The sequence below is a fragment of the Larkinella knui genome (assembly GCF_003858645.1).
Taxonomy (GTDB): Bacteria; Bacteroidota; Bacteroidia; order Cytophagales; family Spirosomataceae; genus Larkinella; species Larkinella knui.
Map to the genome: position 1 here is coordinate 68,417 of NZ_RQJP01000007.1, position 18,511 is coordinate 86,927.

At 53.4% G+C, this 18,511-nt stretch carries 12 protein-coding genes; 10 read left to right on the top strand and 2 right to left on the bottom strand.

The window, feature by feature from the left end; genetic code table 11:
- The first annotated feature begins 20 nt into the window (after positions 1 to 20).
- From EHT87_RS28840 to EHT87_RS28875, 8 genes are all read left to right on the top strand, one after another.
- Complete coding sequence (locus tag EHT87_RS28840) at positions 21 to 1,751, top strand: RagB/SusD family nutrient uptake outer membrane protein (protein ID WP_124910262.1); 1,731 nt, start codon at positions 21 to 23, stop codon at positions 1,749 to 1,751.
- 156 nt (positions 1,752 to 1,907) lie between these two features.
- Positions 1,908 to 3,092 carry a purple acid phosphatase family protein gene (locus tag EHT87_RS28845; protein WP_124910263.1) on the top strand — a complete coding sequence of 395 codons (1,185 nt, stop codon included), beginning with the start codon at positions 1,908 to 1,910 and terminating at the stop codon, positions 3,090 to 3,092.
- 261 nt (positions 3,093 to 3,353) lie between these two features.
- The gene (locus EHT87_RS28850; RefSeq protein WP_229321442.1) at positions 3,354 to 4,166 is read left to right on the top strand and encodes an endonuclease/exonuclease/phosphatase family protein; all 813 of its coding nucleotides are present in this window, start codon (positions 3,354 to 3,356) and stop codon (positions 4,164 to 4,166) included.
- An 86-nt stretch (positions 4,167 to 4,252) separates the two neighbouring features.
- Positions 4,253 to 5,575, top strand: a complete 1,323-nt coding sequence (locus EHT87_RS28855) for a Gfo/Idh/MocA family protein (protein WP_124910264.1) — start codon at positions 4,253 to 4,255, stop codon at positions 5,573 to 5,575.
- A 107-nt stretch (positions 5,576 to 5,682) separates the two neighbouring features.
- The gene (locus EHT87_RS28860) at positions 5,683 to 6,699 is read left to right on the top strand and encodes a T9SS type A sorting domain-containing protein (RefSeq protein WP_124910265.1); all 1,017 of its coding nucleotides are present in this window, start codon (positions 5,683 to 5,685) and stop codon (positions 6,697 to 6,699) included.
- Between the two features lie 193 nt (positions 6,700 to 6,892).
- Positions 6,893 to 7,231, top strand: a complete 339-nt coding sequence (locus EHT87_RS28865; RefSeq protein WP_124910266.1) for a PadR family transcriptional regulator — start codon at positions 6,893 to 6,895, stop codon at positions 7,229 to 7,231.
- Positions 7,228 to 9,900, top strand: coding sequence for an ABC transporter permease (locus EHT87_RS28870; protein ID WP_221622087.1), 2,673 nt, complete (start codon positions 7,228 to 7,230; stop codon positions 9,898 to 9,900). Before EHT87_RS28865 ends, EHT87_RS28870 begins: the two co-directional genes overlap by 4 nt.
- Positions 9,901 to 10,001: 101 nt before the next feature.
- Positions 10,002 to 12,704, top strand: coding sequence for an ABC transporter permease (locus EHT87_RS28875; protein ID WP_221622088.1), 2,703 nt, complete (start codon positions 10,002 to 10,004; stop codon positions 12,702 to 12,704).
- 216 nt (positions 12,705 to 12,920) lie between these two features.
- On the opposite strand, the gene EHT87_RS28880 is transcribed toward EHT87_RS28875, so the two are convergent.
- Together EHT87_RS28880 and EHT87_RS28885 are read right to left on the bottom strand one after the other, a co-directional pair.
- A complete protein-coding gene (locus EHT87_RS28880; protein ID WP_124910547.1) occupies positions 12,921 to 15,431 on the bottom strand; it encodes an ABC transporter permease in 2,511 nt (836 codons plus the stop codon).
- Positions 15,432 to 15,496: 65 nt separating this feature from the next.
- Entirely contained in the window at positions 15,497 to 16,195 is a 699-nt protein-coding gene (locus EHT87_RS28885; RefSeq protein WP_124910267.1) for an ABC transporter ATP-binding protein, read from the bottom strand.
- Positions 16,196 to 16,359: 164 nt separating this feature from the next.
- Here EHT87_RS28885 and EHT87_RS28890 point away from each other — a divergent pair, with 164 nt between their 5' ends.
- Together EHT87_RS28890 and EHT87_RS28895 are read left to right on the top strand one after the other, a co-directional pair.
- Positions 16,360 to 17,082 (top strand): arylesterase, encoded by a 723-nt coding sequence (locus EHT87_RS28890; RefSeq protein WP_124910268.1) that lies wholly within the window; start codon positions 16,360 to 16,362, stop codon positions 17,080 to 17,082.
- A 66-nt stretch (positions 17,083 to 17,148) separates the two neighbouring features.
- On the top strand, positions 17,149 to 18,423 hold the full coding sequence (locus tag EHT87_RS28895; RefSeq protein WP_124910269.1) for a dicarboxylate/amino acid:cation symporter: 1,275 nt from the start codon (positions 17,149 to 17,151) through the stop codon (positions 18,421 to 18,423).
- Positions 18,424 to 18,511: the final 88 nt, after the last annotated feature.

Below are 18,511 nucleotides of genomic sequence, written 5' to 3' on the forward strand. Positions count from 1 at the left end.
GATTCTAATCCGAAATTGAGATGAAAAAAATCATAAGTTTCCTGGCCATCGCTTTCGGCTTGACGGCCTGCGATCTGGACCTGTTGCCCGAGGATGCCATTTCTCCGGAAACCTTTTTCAATACCGAAAATGACCTGTTGCTGTATACAAATTCATTTTACAACGCGCTCCCTTCGGCCGAAGACGTCTACAACGAGGATGTGGACAATGTGGTGAAAAACAGCCTGCGCGACGAGTTGCAGGGAACCCGCGTCGTACCGACCAGCGGAGGGGGCTGGAGCTGGGGGAGTTTGCGGAACATCAATTATTTCCTGGCCAATTCGGGCAAATGTCCGGATAAAAAAGCCGTAGCGAAATACAACGGCCTGGCTCGTTTTTTCCGGGCGTATTTTTACGTCGGAATGGTCAAACGGTTTGGCGATGTGCCCTGGTATTCGCACACCATCGAAGTGACGGATCAGGACATGCTGACGAAGGCGCGCGACCCCCGGGCGATGGTGATGGACTCCGTAATGGCCGATCTCAACTACGCCATTGCCAACCTCGACGCTTCCCGTCAGGTCAATACCGTTACCAAATGGACGGCGCTGGCCCTGAAATCCCGCACCGCTTTGTATGAAGGAACTTTCCGGAAATACCACAAAGAATTCAGCCTGCCCAACGCCGATAAGTTTCTGGATGAGTGCATTTCGGCTTCGGAGGATTTGATGAAAAACAGCGGTTATACGATTTATAAAGCCACGCCTTCGACGGCGTATATGAAACTGTTTTCGTCGGACAACGCGATTCCCGACGAGGTGATTCTGGCCCGCGATTTCAGCGACGAATTGCAGGTGTATCACAACCTGAACTATTACACGATGACGGCTTCGTACGGCAAACCGGGTCTGGAAAAGAAGCTGGTTAACAGCTACTTAATGGCCGACGGAACGCGGTTTACGGATATCAAAGGCTACGAAACGATGCAGTTTTATGAGGAGGTTCAAAACCGCGATCCCCGTTTGTCGCAGACCATCCGCACGCCGGGCTATACCCGTATTGGCGAAACCACTCCGCTGGTGCCGGAATTCGGCGCCACCGTCACCGGCTACCAACTGATCAAGTTCGTGTCGGCCCCAAAATGGGATACGTTCAGCAAGGATATTACCGACATGCCCATTTTCCGGTATGCCGAAGTGCTGCTGAATTTTGCCGAAGCCAAAGCCGAGCGCGGCACCTTGACGCAGGCCGACCTTGACGCTTCCATCAAACCGATCCGCGACCGGGTTGGTATGCCCACCATCAACCTGGCGACGGCCAACGCCCAGCCCGATCCGTATCAGGCGCAGCAATACACGCAGTTGAGCGGACCCAATACCGGCGTTATTCTGGAAATCCGTCGGGAACGGCGCGTCGAACTGGTGATGGAGAACTACTTCCGCTGGGATGATCTCATTCGCTGGAAAGAAGGCCAGTTGCTGACCAAAACCTTCAAAGGCATGTATTTGCCGGGTCCGGGCAATTACGATCTGGATAAAAACGGGAAAGTCGATCTGGTAATTTACGAAGGCACGAAACCGACGGTTCCGGGGGCGCAATTGCTGAAACTGGGCAGCGAAATCCTGCTCGAAAATGGCAGCAAAGGCGGTAATATTGTCGTCAACGGCCACATTACCAAGAAGTTCAACGAAGCCCGTGATTATCTGTATCCGATTCCGAAGCAGGAACGGCTTTTGAATACGAATTTGACCCAGAACCCGAACTGGGAGTAAAAAATTTGATGGGAACGCGGCCGGGTCGCCGTTGCGATTGAACAGATTAATACAGATTTTTATCCATTTTTATCTGTCCAACCCGTTCAATCCGCGTTCCCATCAAGCCATCTTTCTACAAACATGCTCACAGACCGACGATCGTTTCTTGAAAAAATGTCGCAAATCGGGGCGCTTAGCCTGCTTCCCGTTTCGGCAACCCTGGCTGCTTCTGCAACGGCGGAGGAGAAAAACCGCTTCATTGCCGGGCCTTATCTGCAAAACATCGGCACCAGCGAAGTGACCATCATGTGGATTTCGCACAAAAACTCGTTCAGCTGGGTGGAATACGGCGCCGGAACCTACACCAGCAAGCGGGAATTTGGCTACAGCAACGGTCTGATCGAAGCCAATAACCGCATCAATAAAATTACGCTGACCGATCTGAAACCGGGTACGGAGCATAAATACAAGATCGTTTCCACCGAAATTCTGGGCTACAAAGGCTCGAAAGTAGAGTTTGGCGAAACCATCAGCAGTCCGCTGTACGGCTTTAAAACCCCGGCGGAGAACGAGGAAGAATTCAAAATGGTGGTGTTCAACGACATCCACGACCGGCCGCAGATCATCCCGCAACTGCTGTATCGTCACGGCTATACCGGCAATAAACGGGATTATGATTTTGTCGTTTTTAACGGCGACTGCTTCGATTGGGTGACGGAAGAAAGCCAGCTGGTCGATCACCTGATTAAACCGTCCGTTGACATTTTTGCCGCCGAAATGCCTTTCATTCTAACGCAGGGCAATCACGAATGCCGGGGTAGTTTTTCACGCCATATTTCCAGCTACTTCGCCTATCCCGAAGGGAAATACTATTATGCGTTCACCCGCGGACCGGTGCGGTTTGTGGTGCTGGATTCGGGTGAAGACAAAACCGATGACAGCGTGGAGTACGGCGGCTTGTCGGCCTTCGACCGGTATCGGGAAACCCAGAAAAAGTGGCTGGAGAAAGAAATTGAAAGCGCCGATTTCAAAAAAGCGCCCTTCCGGATTGTGCTGATTCATATTTCACCATATCATTCCGGCGACTGGCACGGCCCGACGCATTGCCGTGAAATGTTCGGGGCGTTGTTGAACAAAGCAAAAATCGATCTTCAGCTTTCGGGCCATACCCACCGCTACGGCACGCATGACCCCGATTCGTTGCATAATTATCCCATCGTGATCGGCGGAGGGCCGCTGGAAGGAAACAGGACGTTGATCAAGTTGCACGCGACCAGTAAATCGCTGGATCTGAAAATGATTCGGGACGACGGCGAAGTTGTCGGCAAATATACCCTTCCGAAAAAGGCGCGCACCTGACAGGTGAATCAAGACTGGGTAACGTGTCAAATAAAGGCCGGAGGCCTTTCCTGTTACTAGAAACCCTGGCGCATCAACCAGCGGATAGCTCCGGAGGAGCGTCCTGAACGTGTTTTTAGCACGCTCCTCCGGAGCTATCACTACTGATGCGCTATTTGCCTAGTAACAGACCGCCCTTCCAGGGCTTCCCGGTGCGTCACACGCTTAATTCAAACCGATTGTAACGCTTATAACCAACCGATCACTCTCATAATCAATAGAATGTCAAAGGCTTTTATTTTGTTTTTAGGTATTTTCTCCCTAACCATTTCGGCAAATGCCGACCGACTGGCGTCCATTGACCGACCTGCAAAGAAAAGCAAGCGTATCAAAGTGATGACGTATAACATTCATCACTGCAACCCGCCGTCGGCCGGAACGAAGATCGATGTGGAAGCCATCGCCAGGGTGATCCGAAGTGAAAAACCGGATCTGGTGGCCTTGCAGGAAGTCGATGTGAATACGGAACGTTCGGGAAAAGGCGTGAATCAGGCCAAAGAACTGGCGCGTCTGACCGGGATGAATTGCTATTTTTCCAAGGCCATCGACCATCAGGGGGGCGATTACGGCGTCGCGGTTCTTTCCCGGTTTCCCATTCTGGATTCGACCCGGTTTGACCTGCCGGTCGATCCGGCCATTGGCGGAGAACCCCGGACGATTGCGGCCATTACGGTGGAAATTGCGAAAGGCAAAAAGATCATTTTTGCCAGTACGCACCTGGATTTGAAAGAACCGAACCGGGTAAGCCAGTCGGAACGCATCGTGAAGCATTTCGAAAAATCCGGCTTGCCCATGATCCTGGGCGGTGATTTTAACGCGCAGGCTGATAGCAAGGTAATGCAGTATTTAGACCGGAACTTCACCCGGAGCTGTCAGGAGTGTTCGCCCACCATCCCGGTCAAAAATCCAAACCGGGCCATCGATTTCATCCTGTACAAACCGGATGGCACGTTTACCAGCCCATCGACCCGCGTCATCGACGAGCAATATGCCTCCGACCACCTGCCGGTAGTGGTGGAGTTGACGACAAAATGATGCGGTAGAGCTTGAAAACCGGTTGGAAGCCGTACAGGATTCGTTGGAATTGTGCTAATTTGCTACTCCACTATTCCTATATCCTGATGACTTCTTCCCGACGGAAATTCCTCCGGCAATCGACTCAACTGGCTACCGGTCTGGGCCTGACAACCGCCCTGCCTGACCTCGTTGCCGATTCTTCTAAAACCGCCCCGACCGACGAAGTGGTGGTCGGTCTGATTGGCTGCAACAGCATGGGCTGGTCCGATCTCAACTCCATGCTCAAACACCCGGGCGTCCGGTGTCTGGCGCTGTGTGATGTCGATAGCAACGTACTGAACAAACGCGCGGCCGAACTGGAAAAAATGTCGGGCAAAAAACCGGTTCTCTACAGCGACTTCCGGAAACTGCTGGAAAACAAGGACATCGACGCCGTGATCATCGGTACGCCCGACCACTGGCATTGTCTGATGACGGTTTATGCCTGTCAGGCCGGGAAGGATGTGTACGTTGAAAAACCGCTGGCCAATTCCATCGAAGAATGCAACCTGATGGTGGAAGCGGCCCGGAAACACAACCGCATCGTGCAGGTGGGGCAGTGGCAACGCAGCGGTGCGCACTGGAATGCCGCCCTCGATTTTGTGCGTTCGGGTAAAATTGGCCGCATTCGATCGGTGAAAACCTGGGCCTTTATGCCCTACGGGAAGACCTTTCCGGTAAAGCCCGACGAACCCGTTCCGGCGGGTGTCGACTACGCTATGTGGCTGGGTCCGGCCCCGAAACGGCCCTTCAATCCGAACCGGTTTCACGGTAGTTTTCGCTATTTCTGGGACTATGCCGGTGGCCTGATGACCGACTGGGGTGCCCACATGATCGACATGGCACTGGCGGGAATGAACGTTACCGCCCCCAAAACCGTCGTGGCGCTGGGTGGCAAATACGGTTTTCCGGATCATGCCGGCGAAACACCCGACACGATGCAGGTGGTATATGACTACGGTAATTTTACGCTGCTCTGGGAGCAATCGCTCGGTACCGGCCGTGGCCCGTTTGATCGCGAACATGGCGTGGCTTTCATCGGCAATTTAGGAACCGTCGTCATCGACCGGTCCAAGTGGGAGCTTTTTCCGGAAGCCGATGCGGGCAATTATTTGATTCCCGCCATGCCGCCCAAATACGGAAACGGGAAGGATCTGGACAGTCACACCCTGAATTTTTTGAGTTGCGTGCGGAGTCGGCAGAAACCCAATTGCCCGGTTGAAATCGGCCGGGATGTCGCGCTCCACGCTCATTTGGGCAACATTGCGTACCGCAGCGGGCAAAAAATTGTCTGGGATGCGGAGAAAAATCAAATTCTCGATTCCGGTCAAGCGGGTGAACTGGCCAAAGCGCATTACCACGGCAACTGGACTCTTCCTAAAGTATAAGCAATCCACAGAATCATTTTTGCTTCCGGAAATAGTGACTTTCGGAAGCAAAAAACTTCTAAAGTAATATGTTTGTACAATAAAAATATTACACCGAAAGACAGCCTATGAAAACTGCAACATGCCTGACTGCAGCCCTGCGGAACATTTCGCTAATCCTGAGCACAGGATTATTGGGAGCTAGTGTCACTCTGGCGCAATGCACAGAAAAAAACAGTAAGGAGCAGACCGTTGACTTTCGCCTTACGTACGATAAAGCTACCCAGCGCATCACGGCCTGGTATGTGCCTTCCATATCGAGTACGCACCGTCTGGTAACGGGGCAGTTCAGCATTGTGACCCCCAATGGATTTACCGCCCCGGAGGCCGGTTCGGGATGCGATTCGAAACTGGAAATTACCAACATCAACGGGTCATGGCAGGATTTTGTGTTTGACAATGAACTGTTTATGTCGAAAGCGCTTTCGCCGATTGCATCGATGGAAGGCGTCGCGGTTCATCAGGTTGGCATGGCTCCACAGGCTACCGATGTCGGGGCGGTGACGGCGGGTGTGCCAGTGGCCCTGTTTTCGTTCCCTTCCACTGAAAAGGAGGGCGTGGTGCGAATTGCCGATACCGGAGAAAAGATTCAGAAAGATATTCTCAGCAAATTTGGCAGCAACATCAGCAATGAACTGTCGATCCAGTCACCCGTCAAAGCGTTCGTTCGGGCCGAACAGCGGTATTGCAAAAATGATGTTCAGCGTAAAATCGAATTTACCAAGCCGGTATTGATCGACCCCACCGCCGTAGCAACGACTAAACCAAAGGATGCGCTGGGTGTGCAGACCGTTGGTGTTGCATCGGCAGATGATTTGCTGGGTGCTGAGCAGCTGATGGTGACGCCAAATCCGGCCACGGTCGAAGTAACGGTACGGTATCAACTGTTGTCGGCCGGCAATGCGGGCATCGATCTCGTTGATGCCCAGGGCCGGACCATACAGACACTGGTACCCCGCAAACACCACGCTATTGGCAAATACCAGCTAAAAGTGACTTTGCAGGATGTGGCCGCCGGGATGTATTTCTGTTCCCTGAAAGGCGAAAATGTCCAGAAAGCCGTTAAAGTGATCATTGCGAAGTAGGAAAGAATGCCTCTAAAAATGAAAAGCCGGAAACCGCATCGTTTTCGGCTTTTTTGTGTCCGTTTCGGGACGGAATCTGTCCGTATTTGGACACCGCCGTCTCGCCAATCCCTTCAATCTGAGCCGTAATGGCCTGTTTGCCGATTTGGCAAAGGATTTGTACGATAAAATAGAGACTAATACCCGAGTCCTTATGCGTCGTACTTATTTAGGTGAATTTGAAGAGATTGTTCTGCTGATGGTTGCCATTCTGGATGGGGAAGCCTATGGCGTAACCGTTAGCCAGGAAATTGAGCAGCACACGGGGCGGCAGGTGACGTTCGGCACCGTCCATAACACGCTGATTCGCCTGGAAGAAAAGGGGTTTGTGAACTCGTTGCTCGGCGGGGCCACCGCCGAACGGGGTGGGCGACGCAAGCGGCTTTTCAAAGTAACCGCTCTCGGTAGCCGGGCGCTCCAGGACATTCAGCAACTCCGGAATGAACTCTGGCAACTGCTTCCGCCCAACACCTTGAAACTAGGCGGCTCATGAAGACTTCCCAACCTGCCAACCGCCCCAATCCACCCCGCTGGGCGCAGCGGCTTTTGACCTGGCTTCATCCGGCGGAGACGCTGGAGGAAGTGGAGGGTGATCTGGACGAATTATACACCTATTGGCATCGGCGGGCCGGAAAAACCGAGGCCACACTGCGCTATGTGCTCAATGTCGTGTCGGTCGTGCCGCCGTTTGTGCGCCGTCGGCAACGCCAAGAAGAATACCGTCACCCTTCAACCCTGCATCCTGCCATGATTCGGAGTTACTTCAAAATTGCGGTCAGACACCTGATCAAAAACCGGGTCTATTCGTTCATCAACATTGGCGGACTGGCCCTCGGAATCGCCTGCTGCCTGCTGATTGCCATGTACGTCTACGACGAGCTGAGTTACGACCGTTTCAACACCAACTACGACCACATTTACCGGTTGGTCGAAAAGCAGAAACAACCGGAAGGTATTTTTGATGTGGCCGCCACACCCGGACCACTGGCGGGTACGATCATCAAGGATTTTCCGGAGGTGGAGCGGGTCACCCGCGTCGGGCGGTGGTCGGGTTTGCTGAGTCAGGAACGCCAGTCGGTCGAATCGAATCAGATGCTGGTGGTCGATCCCGGTTTTTTCAGTATGTTCAGTTATCCGCTGCTTTCGGGAAACCCCAAAACGGTTTTTCGCGGCCCCAACGAGATCATTTTCAGTGAAGCCATGGCCGAGCGGTTTTTCGGAACCAACTGGCGGCAAAAAAATATCCTGGGCCAGTCGGTCAAACTCAACAACGAACAATCGCTCATGGTGGTGGGCGTGGCGCAAAACCCGCCCGTTCAGTCGCATATCGAGTTCGACGTCCTGTTGCCATTCAAGTGGCTCGAGCGGAATGACGAGTGGAGCATGAAATGGAACAGCAACAGCTACCACACTTACGTTCAACTCCGACCCGACCCCGCCGGCGGTCCTGCTGACCCAACGGCGTTTGCCGGAAAAATCAGATCCCAACTCAAACGGTATGATTCGGGCAACGAAACGCCCCTGTTGCTGCAACCACTGTCGGACATTTATTTGTACTCGAAATTTGCATTCGAAACCGATCACGGTCGGCGCAGCGACATTGCCTACATCCGCATTTTCGTCACGGTTGGGCTCATCGTGCTGCTCATTGCCGTCATTAACTTCATCAATTTAGCCACCGCGCGGGCTTCGCAGCGGGCCAAAGAAGTGGGCGTTCGAAAAAGCGTGGGGGCGCAGCGGGTGAGTCTGGTCATGCAGTTTTTGGGTGAAGCTTTGCTGATGACGGGGCTGGCCGTGCTGGTGTCGCTGGTGCTGGCCGAAGTGCTGTTGCCGCTGTTCAACGATCTGGCCAGCAAAAGTCTGCAAATCCCGTATCAGCTTCCGGTTTTCTGGCTAACGATTGCGACGCTCATTGCCGTCGTGAGTCTGCTGACCGGTCTGTATCCGGCTTTCTTCCTCTCGTCGTTCCGGCCCATCAACGTACTGAAAACCGGGGTTGCGGGCCATTTTTCAAACGTACAGGCGGGTCGGAGCTTTCGGAAATCGCTGGTAGTCGGGCAGTTTGTGCTGTCAATTACGCTGGCCATCAGCACGATCGTTATTTACCGGCAGTTGGCTTACATGCAGACCACCAAACTAGGATTTGACAAAGCGCAGTTGTTGTACGTGCGGCTCAAAGGTGATTTGCGGGGCAAAGCACTGCGGCTTAAAAGCGAAGTGGAACCCCTGCCGGGCGTGGCGCACGCATCGGTTGCGACGAGCAATATGGTAGACATGAACAACAGCACGACCATCGAATGGGAAGGGCAGAAACCGAAAGATGAATTTCTGATAACCCAGATGAATGTTGACGCCGATTTTGTCAAAACCGTCGGGATGTCGCTGGTGGCCGGGCGGAATTTCTCGGCGCGGATCACCAGCGATACCGCGTCTAAGCTCGGGACGTACCTCATCAACGAAACGGCCGCCAAACGCATGGGCTGGACTCCCGCCAGCGCCCTGGGAAAACGAGTCAAATTCTGGGGCACCGACGGCACCATCATCGGCGTGGTGAAAGATTTCCATTTCCGGCCCCTGCACGTAAGCATTGCGCCGTTCATTTTCCGGTTCCGACCGAAGGACTTCTATTTTACCCTGCTGGTCAAAACCAAACCCCGCCTGGTTACCCAAACCCTGACTGACATAGCGAAAGTATATAAAAAACTGGATCCTGATCATCCCATCAGCTACGGTTTTGTGGATCAGGACCTGGACGCCCAATACCGCTCGGAACAGCGCATCGGTCGCATTATTCTCTGTTTTTCCATCCTGACGATTCTGGTTTCGTGCCTCGGTTTATTTGGCTTGACGGCTTTCACGGCCGAGCAACGTACCAAAGAAATCGGCGTTCGGAAAGTGCTGGGAGCCTCCGTGGCCAGCATTGTGGCCCTGCTTTCCAAAGATTTCCTGAAACTCGTGGTGATCGCCCTGCTCATTGCCAGCCCGATTGCCTGGTACGCCATGAACCGCTGGCTGGAAAGCTTCGTCTATAAGATCGACATTCAATGGTGGGTTTTCGCCCTGGCGGCTGTGCTGGCCATCGGAATCGCCCTGCTGACAGTGAGTTACCAAAGCATTAAAGCCGCGCTGATGAATCCGGTTAGCTCACTGCGCTCGGAATAATGAATTAAGAATTAAAAGTTGAGAGTTAAGAGTTAATGCGTCGGCAACCGCACGGGCGAACTCGTCATAACTCTTCACTAAAGAAATTTATGCCAACCGAAATGCCACAACCGAACCGTCGGACCGCGCCCCGCTGGGCCAAGCGGCTTTTGGCCTGGCTTCATCCGTCGGAAACGCTGGAGGAAGTGGAGGGCGATCTGGAGGAATTATACGCCTACTGGCATCGGCGGGCCGGAAAAACCGAGGCCACGCTACGGTATTTGCTCAATGTCGTGTCGGTATTGCCGCCTTTTGTGCGCCGACGTCCGCAAACGAATTATTACCCACAACCCTCATCCCTGCGTCCGGATATGATCCGCAACTATTTCAAAATCGCTTTTCGCAACTTGCTGAAAAACAAGGTCTTTTCGCTGGTCAATCTGAGTGGATTGGTTTTCGGCATTACGGCCTGCCTGATGATTCTGCAATACGTCAGTTTTGAGCTGAGTTTCGACCAGTTTCAAACGGACATCGACCGGATTTACCGCGTCACCAACGACCGGTTCCAGCAGGGAAAACTCGTTCAGCACGGCACCATAACCTACCCGACCATCGGGAAAACGATGGCGAAGGATTATCAGGAAATAGACGCTTATACGACACTGGTCAATGGCGGAACCGTTAAATTTCGCCGGGAGAAGTCGATTTTTCAGGAAGAGCAGATTTTTTATGTGGATGATCATTTTCTGACGTTCTTCACCTTTCCACTGCTCGTCGGCGATCCCCAAACCGCTATGAAAGCCCCGAATAGCCTGGTGTTATCGGAAAGCAACGCAAAACGGATTTTCGGGGCCGAACCGGGAGAGTATGCCCGGCTGATCGGTCAGTCGCTGTATGTCGATCTGGATACCGAACCGTTTCGGATCACCGGCGTCATGAAAGACGTTCCGGCCACGTCGCACCTGCGATTCGGGGCGCTGGTTTCGTACGAAACGCTGGTCAGAACCTGGGGTCCCTGGGTGAAAACCAGCTGGGACGGGTCGGATATGTGGCATTACCTGAAACTGAAACCCACGGCTGACGCAGCGGCTTTGGAGCAAAAATTCCCGGCTTTCAGCGAGCGGTATTTCAACGGCGACAAAGTGTCGGGGAGCGTTGAGAAATTTGCGCTGCAACCCCTGCGGAAAGCGCACCTTTACTCGGATTACGAATACGAAATCGGTATTGTGAACAACGGAAAGGCGGTTTGGACGATGCTGATCATTGCGGCTTTTATCCTGCTCATTGCCTGGGTCAACTACATCAATCTGGCCACCGCCCGGTCGCTGGAACGAGCCAAAGAAGTGGGCGTACGAAAAGTGGCCGGAGCAACGACGGGGCAGTTGATCGGGCAGTTTTTGTCGGAATCGGTTTTGCTGAATCTGTTTGCGCTGGTTCTGGCGTTAATCCTGACGGTTATGCTGCAACCCATTCTGAATGAGATGGTTGGGAAACCGCTGTCACTATCGTTGCTCACGGGCCAGGGCTACGGCGGAAATCTGATGGCGCTGGCGCTGGCCGGTGTATTTGCGCTGGGATTATTTTTGTCCGGTTTTTACCCGGCCTTTGCGCTGTCTGCTTTTCAGGCCATTCAGGTGTTGAAAGGCAGTTTCAAGCGGTCTGCAAAAGGAATCTGGGTGCGAAAATCGCTGGTGGTTTTTCAGTATACGGCTTCAGTGGTGCTCATTATTGGAACGTTTATCGTGTTCCGGCAGCTCGAATACATGCGGAAAAAGAACCTTGGGTTTAACATGGATCAGGTTCTGGTGGTTTCCGGCCCCGCGCTTACGCGCTGGGATTCGACCGCCATCGATCGGATTACCAGCTTTAAAGCGGAAGTGAAACGGTATCCGGCCATTCAGGCGGCTGCGTCATCCCTGAGTCTGTTTGGAAACCGGCTCTCGCGCTCGTTCAACGTGAAGCGGGTCGGGTCAAATGCAGAGAAGGGCGTGACGGTCAGCCAGATGGGCGTCGATCTGGACTTTTTCGATACCTACCGGATCAAGCTGCTGGCGGGCCGGAATTTCATTACGACCGACTCCAATCCGGATGGCCGGAAAGTAAAAAACGCCGTGATCAATCTCTCCGCAGCCCGGTTGTTGGGCTTCTCCGATGCGGTTTCAGCGGTTGGTCAGAAGTTTACTATCTTCGGCCGCGAATGGGAAATCGTCGGTGTGGTGAGCGATTTCCATCAGCAGTCGTTGCGGCACCCCATCGAGCCCATTGTTTTCCAGCCCTTCTACACCAATGGCGGGTATTATTCCTTCAAAATTGCGTCGACCGATCTGGAAAAAACAATCGAGCAGATAAAGGCGAAATACCAGGCATTTTTTCCGGGAAATGACTTCTCCTATTACTTTATGGATGAGCAGTTTAACCGGCAATACCGGGATGATCAGGTGTTTGGTCAAATCACCACCTTCTTCTCGTTCCTGGCGGTATTGATTGCATCCCTAGGCTTGTTCGGCCTGTCGTCCTACACCATTTCGCAACGTTCCAAAGAAATCGGCGTCCGGAAAGTATTGGGGGCCTCGGTCACCAGCATTGTTGCCCTGTTGTCGAAAGATTTCCTGAAACTGGTGCTGATCGCCATCGTCCTTGCTGCGCCCATTGCCTGGTACGCCGTGAGTCAGTGGCTGGAGGATTTTGCCTATAAAATTGATCTTTCGTGGTGGATTTTCGCGCTGGCGGGCGTGTTAGCTGTCGGAATTGCCTTGATCACCGTCAGTTTCCAGAGCATCAAAGCCGCGTTGATGAATCCGGTGAAAACACTGCGAAGTGAATGAAAAGGCCAGTTCCCCGCAAATTGTAGCCACTTATACCCCGGAGGGGTTTGCTGTTAATAGAAAAGACGCCCTTCTCCCTATTTTTAAGCCCCAGCGGGGCGCCCTCATTAAAGCAGGACGCTCCGCTGGAGCTTAAAGCATCCAGAATAGAGCTATTTTCTATTAACAGCAAACCCCTCCGGGGTACAATTGCTTCTCTTGCGATTGCTCGGATTATTACCCTTCCGCCCGCAACACTTCCAAGGGCGGACGCACCAGCACCCCACGGCTGTTGAGCAACCCGATGATGATGGTCAAACTCGTCACGATGCCCACAACCGCCAGCAACGGCGCGAAATTCGGGCTGAACGGTACTTCAAAGACAAAATAAGCCAGCGCCCACGTTCCGAACAACGCCAGGACGATGCCCGAAAAAGCCGCCAGCAGGCCCAGAAACAGGTATTCGATCAGCGTAATGAGCAGAATCTGACGGCGGTTGGCGCCCAGCGTTCGCAGCAGCACGCTTTCCTGAATCCGCTGGTATTTGCTGATGATGACCGAACTGCTCAACACCAGCAAACCGGTAATGATGCTAAACAACGCCATGAACCGGATCACAAACGAGACTTTTTCCAGAACCTCATCAATGGTTTGCAGGATCAGGCCCAGGTCGATGGCCGACACGTTCGGGAAACGGGTCACCAGATCGCGCTGAAACGAGGCCGATTGCTGCGTATCGCCGACGCGCGTCATCAACACGTGAAACTGCGGAGCCTGTTCCAGAACGCCTTTGGGGAAAACGATCAGGAAATTGGTCTGAATGCGGTTCCAGTCCACATCACGCGTTCCGCCGACGATGGTTGGAATGACCAATCCCTGCACGTTGAACGTCAGTTTATCGCCCAGTTTCAGTTTCATCCGGTCCAGATAGCCTTTTTCGACCGAAATATAGACGTTGCCGTTGGCCTGATACGGCGGTTTTCCGGCGGTCAGTTTTTCCGAACTGATCAGCGAATCGCGGTACGTCACCCGGTATTCGCGGGTCAGCGCCCAGTCGGGCATTTTCGAGCTGGTATCTTTCTGGATGGCTTCCACCGTGCGCCCGTTGACTTCGGCCAGCCGCATGGTTACCAGCGGAACGTTTTGCAAAACCGGCAGGTGATGACTTTTCACCAGCTGCTGCACCCCGGCTTTCTGTTCATTCTGAATGTCGAACAACACCATATTGGCCTGGTTGCCGCTGGCCGACAATTGCACCCGGCTCAACAGCAACGTCTGCGTCAGGTACAATGTAGCGATCAAAAACGCCCCCAATCCAATCGAAATCACCAGGATAAGCGTCTGATTCTGGGGCCGGTACAAATTGGCCAGACTTTGCCGCCAGATGTAACTCCATGAAACCGGGAAAAACCGGCGCACCGCAACCATCAGCAATTGGGCAATGCCCGTCAGCACACCAAACGCGAACGCCAGCCCGAGCGTAAAACCGACGGCTAGCTTCCAGTCGCGGATTTGCCAATACGCAAATCCGGTAATCGATAGCACAATCAGCAGATAAACCGCCCACTGGAGCGGGTCGCGCCCGGTCACATCGTCGTCGTACGAACTGCGCAAGGTGCGCAGCGGAGATACTTTCCGAATAACCAGCAACGGCAGCAGGGCGAACAAAATGGCAATGATCAAACCCGCCCCGACACCCTGCCCAACGGCTTTCCAGGAAACCGTCGTCACGACTTCAACCGGCAGAAAACTGCCAAAAACCGTCGGTAACAGCAACTGGATCACCGAACCGAGCAACGCACCGATCAGCGCACCCAAAAGGCCCATCAGCGACGTTTGAATCAGGTAAATCAGAAATGCCTGCCGACCCGTAGCACCCAGGCAGCGCAATACGGCCACCGAAGCCACTTTTTCCTTCACATACAGATGCACGGCACTGGCAACGCCGACGCAGCCGAGCAACAGAGCAACAAAAGCGACCAGATTGAGGAACTTGGTCAGGTCCGCGAAGGCCCGGCCGGTTTGTACTTTGCGCTCCGTTACGGTATCCGAATTGATGCCCAGTTTGTCCAGTCGGGGCGAAATCGTTTTGACGTATTTGTCAACATCGGTTCCGGGTTCAAACTGGTAATACGACCGGTAGGTGGCCCGGCTGCCGCGTTGCAGCAAACCCGTTTCGGGCAAAAAACCGTACGGAATAAAAACCGTGGGAGCCACCGTGGTCGTGACCGCCGACTGGCCGGGAATTTTCATCACCCGGCCCGCCACGTAAAACATCAGCTTGCCAACTTTCACCGAATCACCCGGTTTGGCATTCAGTTGAATGAGCAATGCATCATCGACCAGGGCGATCCGCTGGTGAGTTTGGCTGGCTTGCCGAAACCGCGAAACCGCATCGAGGGGCTGGGTTTCCCACGCGCCGTAATACGGGAATTTGCCCTGAATGGCTTTTACCTGCGCCAGCCGGACGCCCTGCGAACGCGGGAACAAAACCATCGACGGAAACGCCACCTCCCGGCTTCGCTCGGGGCTGATGGTCGTCAGAAACTGCTCGGTTTTTTTGCTGAGTTCCTTGTTGGAAGACAGGACCAGATCAGCGCCGATCAATTCGCGGGCCTGCTCATCGACGCTGCGCGACAAATTGTCGCCGAACGAATTGATGGCGACCAGGGCCGCAATGCCGAGCACAATGGCCGACATGAACAGAAATAGCCGCTGGCGGCTCCGGCGACTGTCGCGCCAGGCCATTTTCCACAGCCAGGGATCGAAAATCGACGCGGCTTGCGGTTTTATTTTAGGAAGTTCACGGTCCATCAGTTGGTGGTGATGCGGTTTTCGGTCAGCGTATCCGACACCAGATTGCCGCCCTTGATCCGGATGATGCGCTGGGTGCGTGAAGCCAGTTCGAGGTCGTGGGTAACCAGTACTAAAGTCGTTCCGGCTTCCCGGTTTAGTTCAAAAATCAGGTCGACCACGTTGGCGCTCGTGTCGGTGTCCAGATTGCCCGTCGGCTCATCGGCGAACAGGATTTTGGGCCGGTTGGCAAACGCGCGGGCCAGCGACACCCGCTGCTGTTCCCCGCCCGACAATTGCGTCGGGTAGTGGTGGCCCCGTTGCCCCAGACCAACCCGTTCCAGCAATTCCTGAGCGGTTTTGCCCGCCCGTTTTTCACCCCGCAGTTCGAGGGGAACCATGACGTTTTCCAGGGCCGTCAAGGTGGGCAAAAGTTGGAAATTCTGGAAGATAAAACCCACATATTGGTTCCGGACGGCGGCCCGTTCGTCTTCACTCAGGGTATCTAATTTGATGTTATTCAGGTAGATACTGCCTGATGACGCCCGGTCGAGCCCGGCGCACAGGCCCAGTAGCGTCGTTTTGCCGCTCCCCGATGGTCCGACGATGGAAAAGGTATCACCGGGCTGAATTTCGAAACTCACGGAGTTCAGAACGGTCAGGGTCCGACCTCCGCTCTGGTAGGTTTTTGTCAGATTCTCAGCACGCAGAATGCTCATAAGTAAATAGCTTAACAGAAGGTTAGATAACCAATTAGTTGCCTCTTTATTCACCCTGTCAAACGGAATATTTGATAAAGGGCCGGAAATGGGGCTAAATGGATAAATTCCCCTTATTTTTGTTGGTATTAGGCTGGAACTTCATTCTGAAAATTGCGTAAACAATGAATTTACTGAAAATAAAGGCCAGTTACAATCTCTGGGTGGCCGGATGGTTGCTCGTAACGCTGGTAGCCGGTTGTAATTCCAAAACTGAAACCAGCCAGACGCAGGCCGAAAAACCGGCCGCGGCCGACAGCGCCAAAAAACCGGTCGGTGGTGAAAAAAAGACGATTCTGTTCTTCGGAAACAGCCTCACGGCGGGCTACGGCCTGGACCCGGCCCAGGCATTCCCGGCTTTGGTTGGCGAAAAAGCCAAAGCCGCCGGGTATGATTATCAGGTAATTAACGCCGGTGTTAGTGGCGAAACCACGGCGGGCGGCAAAAGCCGCATTAGCTGGGTGCTGCGGCAACCTGTCGATGTGTTTGTGCTCGAATTGGGGGCCAACGACGGTCTGCGTGGTATTCCGCTCGATGATTCCGGAAAAAACTTACAGGCCATCATCGATACGGTGAAGCTAAAAAATCCGCAGGTGCAGATCGTCATTGCCGGGATGCACATTCCGCCCAACCTCGGAACCGATTATTCGAGTCAATTTTACAAGCTTTTCGTGACGTTATCCCGGAAAAATAAGGCCGAATTGATTCCTTTCCTGCTCGAAGATGTTGGCGGTATTCCAAAACTGAACCAGGCAGACGGTATTCACCCCACGGCGGAAGGGCATAAAATCGTGGCCGAAAATGTCTGGAAAGTGCTGGAGCCGGTGCTTCAGAAACAGCAATTATAATTTATCGAATCTATACACCCGTCAGGTTTCAAAAACCTGACAGGTTTACTCACTCAACCCTTTGTCGTGCGCAAACTCCTGAACAACCTGACCTTCCGCGTCCTGGTCGCCATTACGATCGGTATTCTGATCGGTCACTTTTTTCCGACCACGGCGGCCAAACTCAAGCCGCTCGGCGACGTATTCATCAATTTGATCAAAATGGTGATTGCACCCATTATTTTCCTGACCATCGTGTTGGGAATCAGTAATATGGGCGATCTCAAGAAGGTTGGCCGGGTAGGAGGGAAAGCGCTTTTGTATTTTGAAATCGTCACCACGGTGGCGCTCGTGATCGGGATTGTCATTGCCAACTGGGTGAAACCGGGTGCCGGGGTAGAAGCAGCCGCCGTGAAAGGCGGTGATATTTCGGCGTATGCTGCGCAGGGAAAAGACCTGGATTGGGTCAAGTTTTTCATGCACATCGTTCCCGATAATGCCATCAAAGCCTTCGCCGAGGGCGAAATCCTGCAAGTGCTGGTTTTTTCCGTTCTGTTTGGCATCGGACTCACGCGAATGGGTGAGCGCGGCCATTCCTTGATTTTAACCTTCGAAAAGCTGTCGCGGGTGTTTTTCAACATCCTGAATGTGGTCATGACGTTGGCTCCGCTGGGTGCGCTGGGCGGTATGGCATATACCATCGGCAAATTCGGACTGGCGACCTTATTACCGCTGGCTAAACTGATGGGAACGGTTTACCTCACCATGTTTCTGTTCATTTTTGTGGTGCTCAACCTGATTCTGCGCTATTACCGCGTTAGTTTGTGGCGGGTGCTGGTATACATCAAAGAAGAACTGCTGATCGTTTTTGGAACATCGTCGTCGGAGTCGGCCTTGCCGCAGGTGATGGATAAACTGGAAAATATGGGCTGTTCGCGGTCGGTGGTGGGGCTGGTGATTCCGGCGGGGTATTCGTTCAATCTGGACGGCACCACGATTTACCTGTCGATGGCGACGATTTTTCTGGCGCAGGTTTTCAGCGTGGATCTCACCCTGGGGCAGGAACTGACCATCATCGGCATTCTGATGATTACATCGAAAGGGGCCGCGGGCGTAACCGGAAGCGGTTTTATCGTGCTGGCATCGACGCTGACGGCGGTTCGGGTGATTCCGGTCGAAGGGCTGGCGTTGCTGCTGGGCGTCGACCGGTTTATGTCGGAAGCCCGCTCGATCACCAACATCATCGGCAATACGGTCGCCACGATTTTTATCGCCAACAACGAGAACGAATTTGACCGGGCGAAAATGCAGCAAGCGTTTGGTCTGCTGGAAAAAGAAGAACTGACGAATTATAAATACTGATTTTTGATAGGAACGCTGATCAAACGGATTCACACGGATAAAATCCGATTTTGATCCGTCTTATCCGTCCAATCTGTGTTCCTATCCA

Excerpts from the sequence above, each read along its gene's own strand:
- EHT87_RS28840 (WP_124910262.1), top strand. The coding sequence starts at position 21 with ATGAAAAAAATCATAAGTTTCCTGGCCATCGCTTTCGGCTTGACGGCC.
- EHT87_RS28845 (WP_124910263.1), top strand. The coding sequence starts at position 1,908 with ATGTCGCAAATCGGGGCGCTTAGCCTGCTTCCCGTTTCGGCAACCCTG.
- EHT87_RS28850 (WP_229321442.1), top strand. The coding sequence starts at position 3,354 with ATGTCAAAGGCTTTTATTTTGTTTTTAGGTATTTTCTCCCTAACCATT.
- EHT87_RS28855 (WP_124910264.1), top strand. The coding sequence starts at position 4,253 with ATGACTTCTTCCCGACGGAAATTCCTCCGGCAATCGACTCAACTGGCT.
- EHT87_RS28860 (WP_124910265.1), top strand. The coding sequence starts at position 5,683 with ATGAAAACTGCAACATGCCTGACTGCAGCCCTGCGGAACATTTCGCTA.
- EHT87_RS28865 (WP_124910266.1), top strand. The coding sequence starts at position 6,893 with ATGCGTCGTACTTATTTAGGTGAATTTGAAGAGATTGTTCTGCTGATG.
- EHT87_RS28870 (WP_221622087.1), top strand. The coding sequence starts at position 7,228 with ATGAAGACTTCCCAACCTGCCAACCGCCCCAATCCACCCCGCTGGGCG.
- EHT87_RS28875 (WP_221622088.1), top strand. The coding sequence starts at position 10,002 with ATGCCACAACCGAACCGTCGGACCGCGCCCCGCTGGGCCAAGCGGCTT.
- EHT87_RS28880 (WP_124910547.1), bottom strand. The coding sequence starts at position 15,431 with ATGGCCTGGCGCGACAGTCGCCGGAGCCGCCAGCGGCTATTTCTGTTC.
- EHT87_RS28885 (WP_124910267.1), bottom strand. The coding sequence starts at position 16,195 with ATGAGCATTCTGCGTGCTGAGAATCTGACAAAAACCTACCAGAGCGGA.
- EHT87_RS28890 (WP_124910268.1), top strand. The coding sequence starts at position 16,360 with ATGAATTTACTGAAAATAAAGGCCAGTTACAATCTCTGGGTGGCCGGA.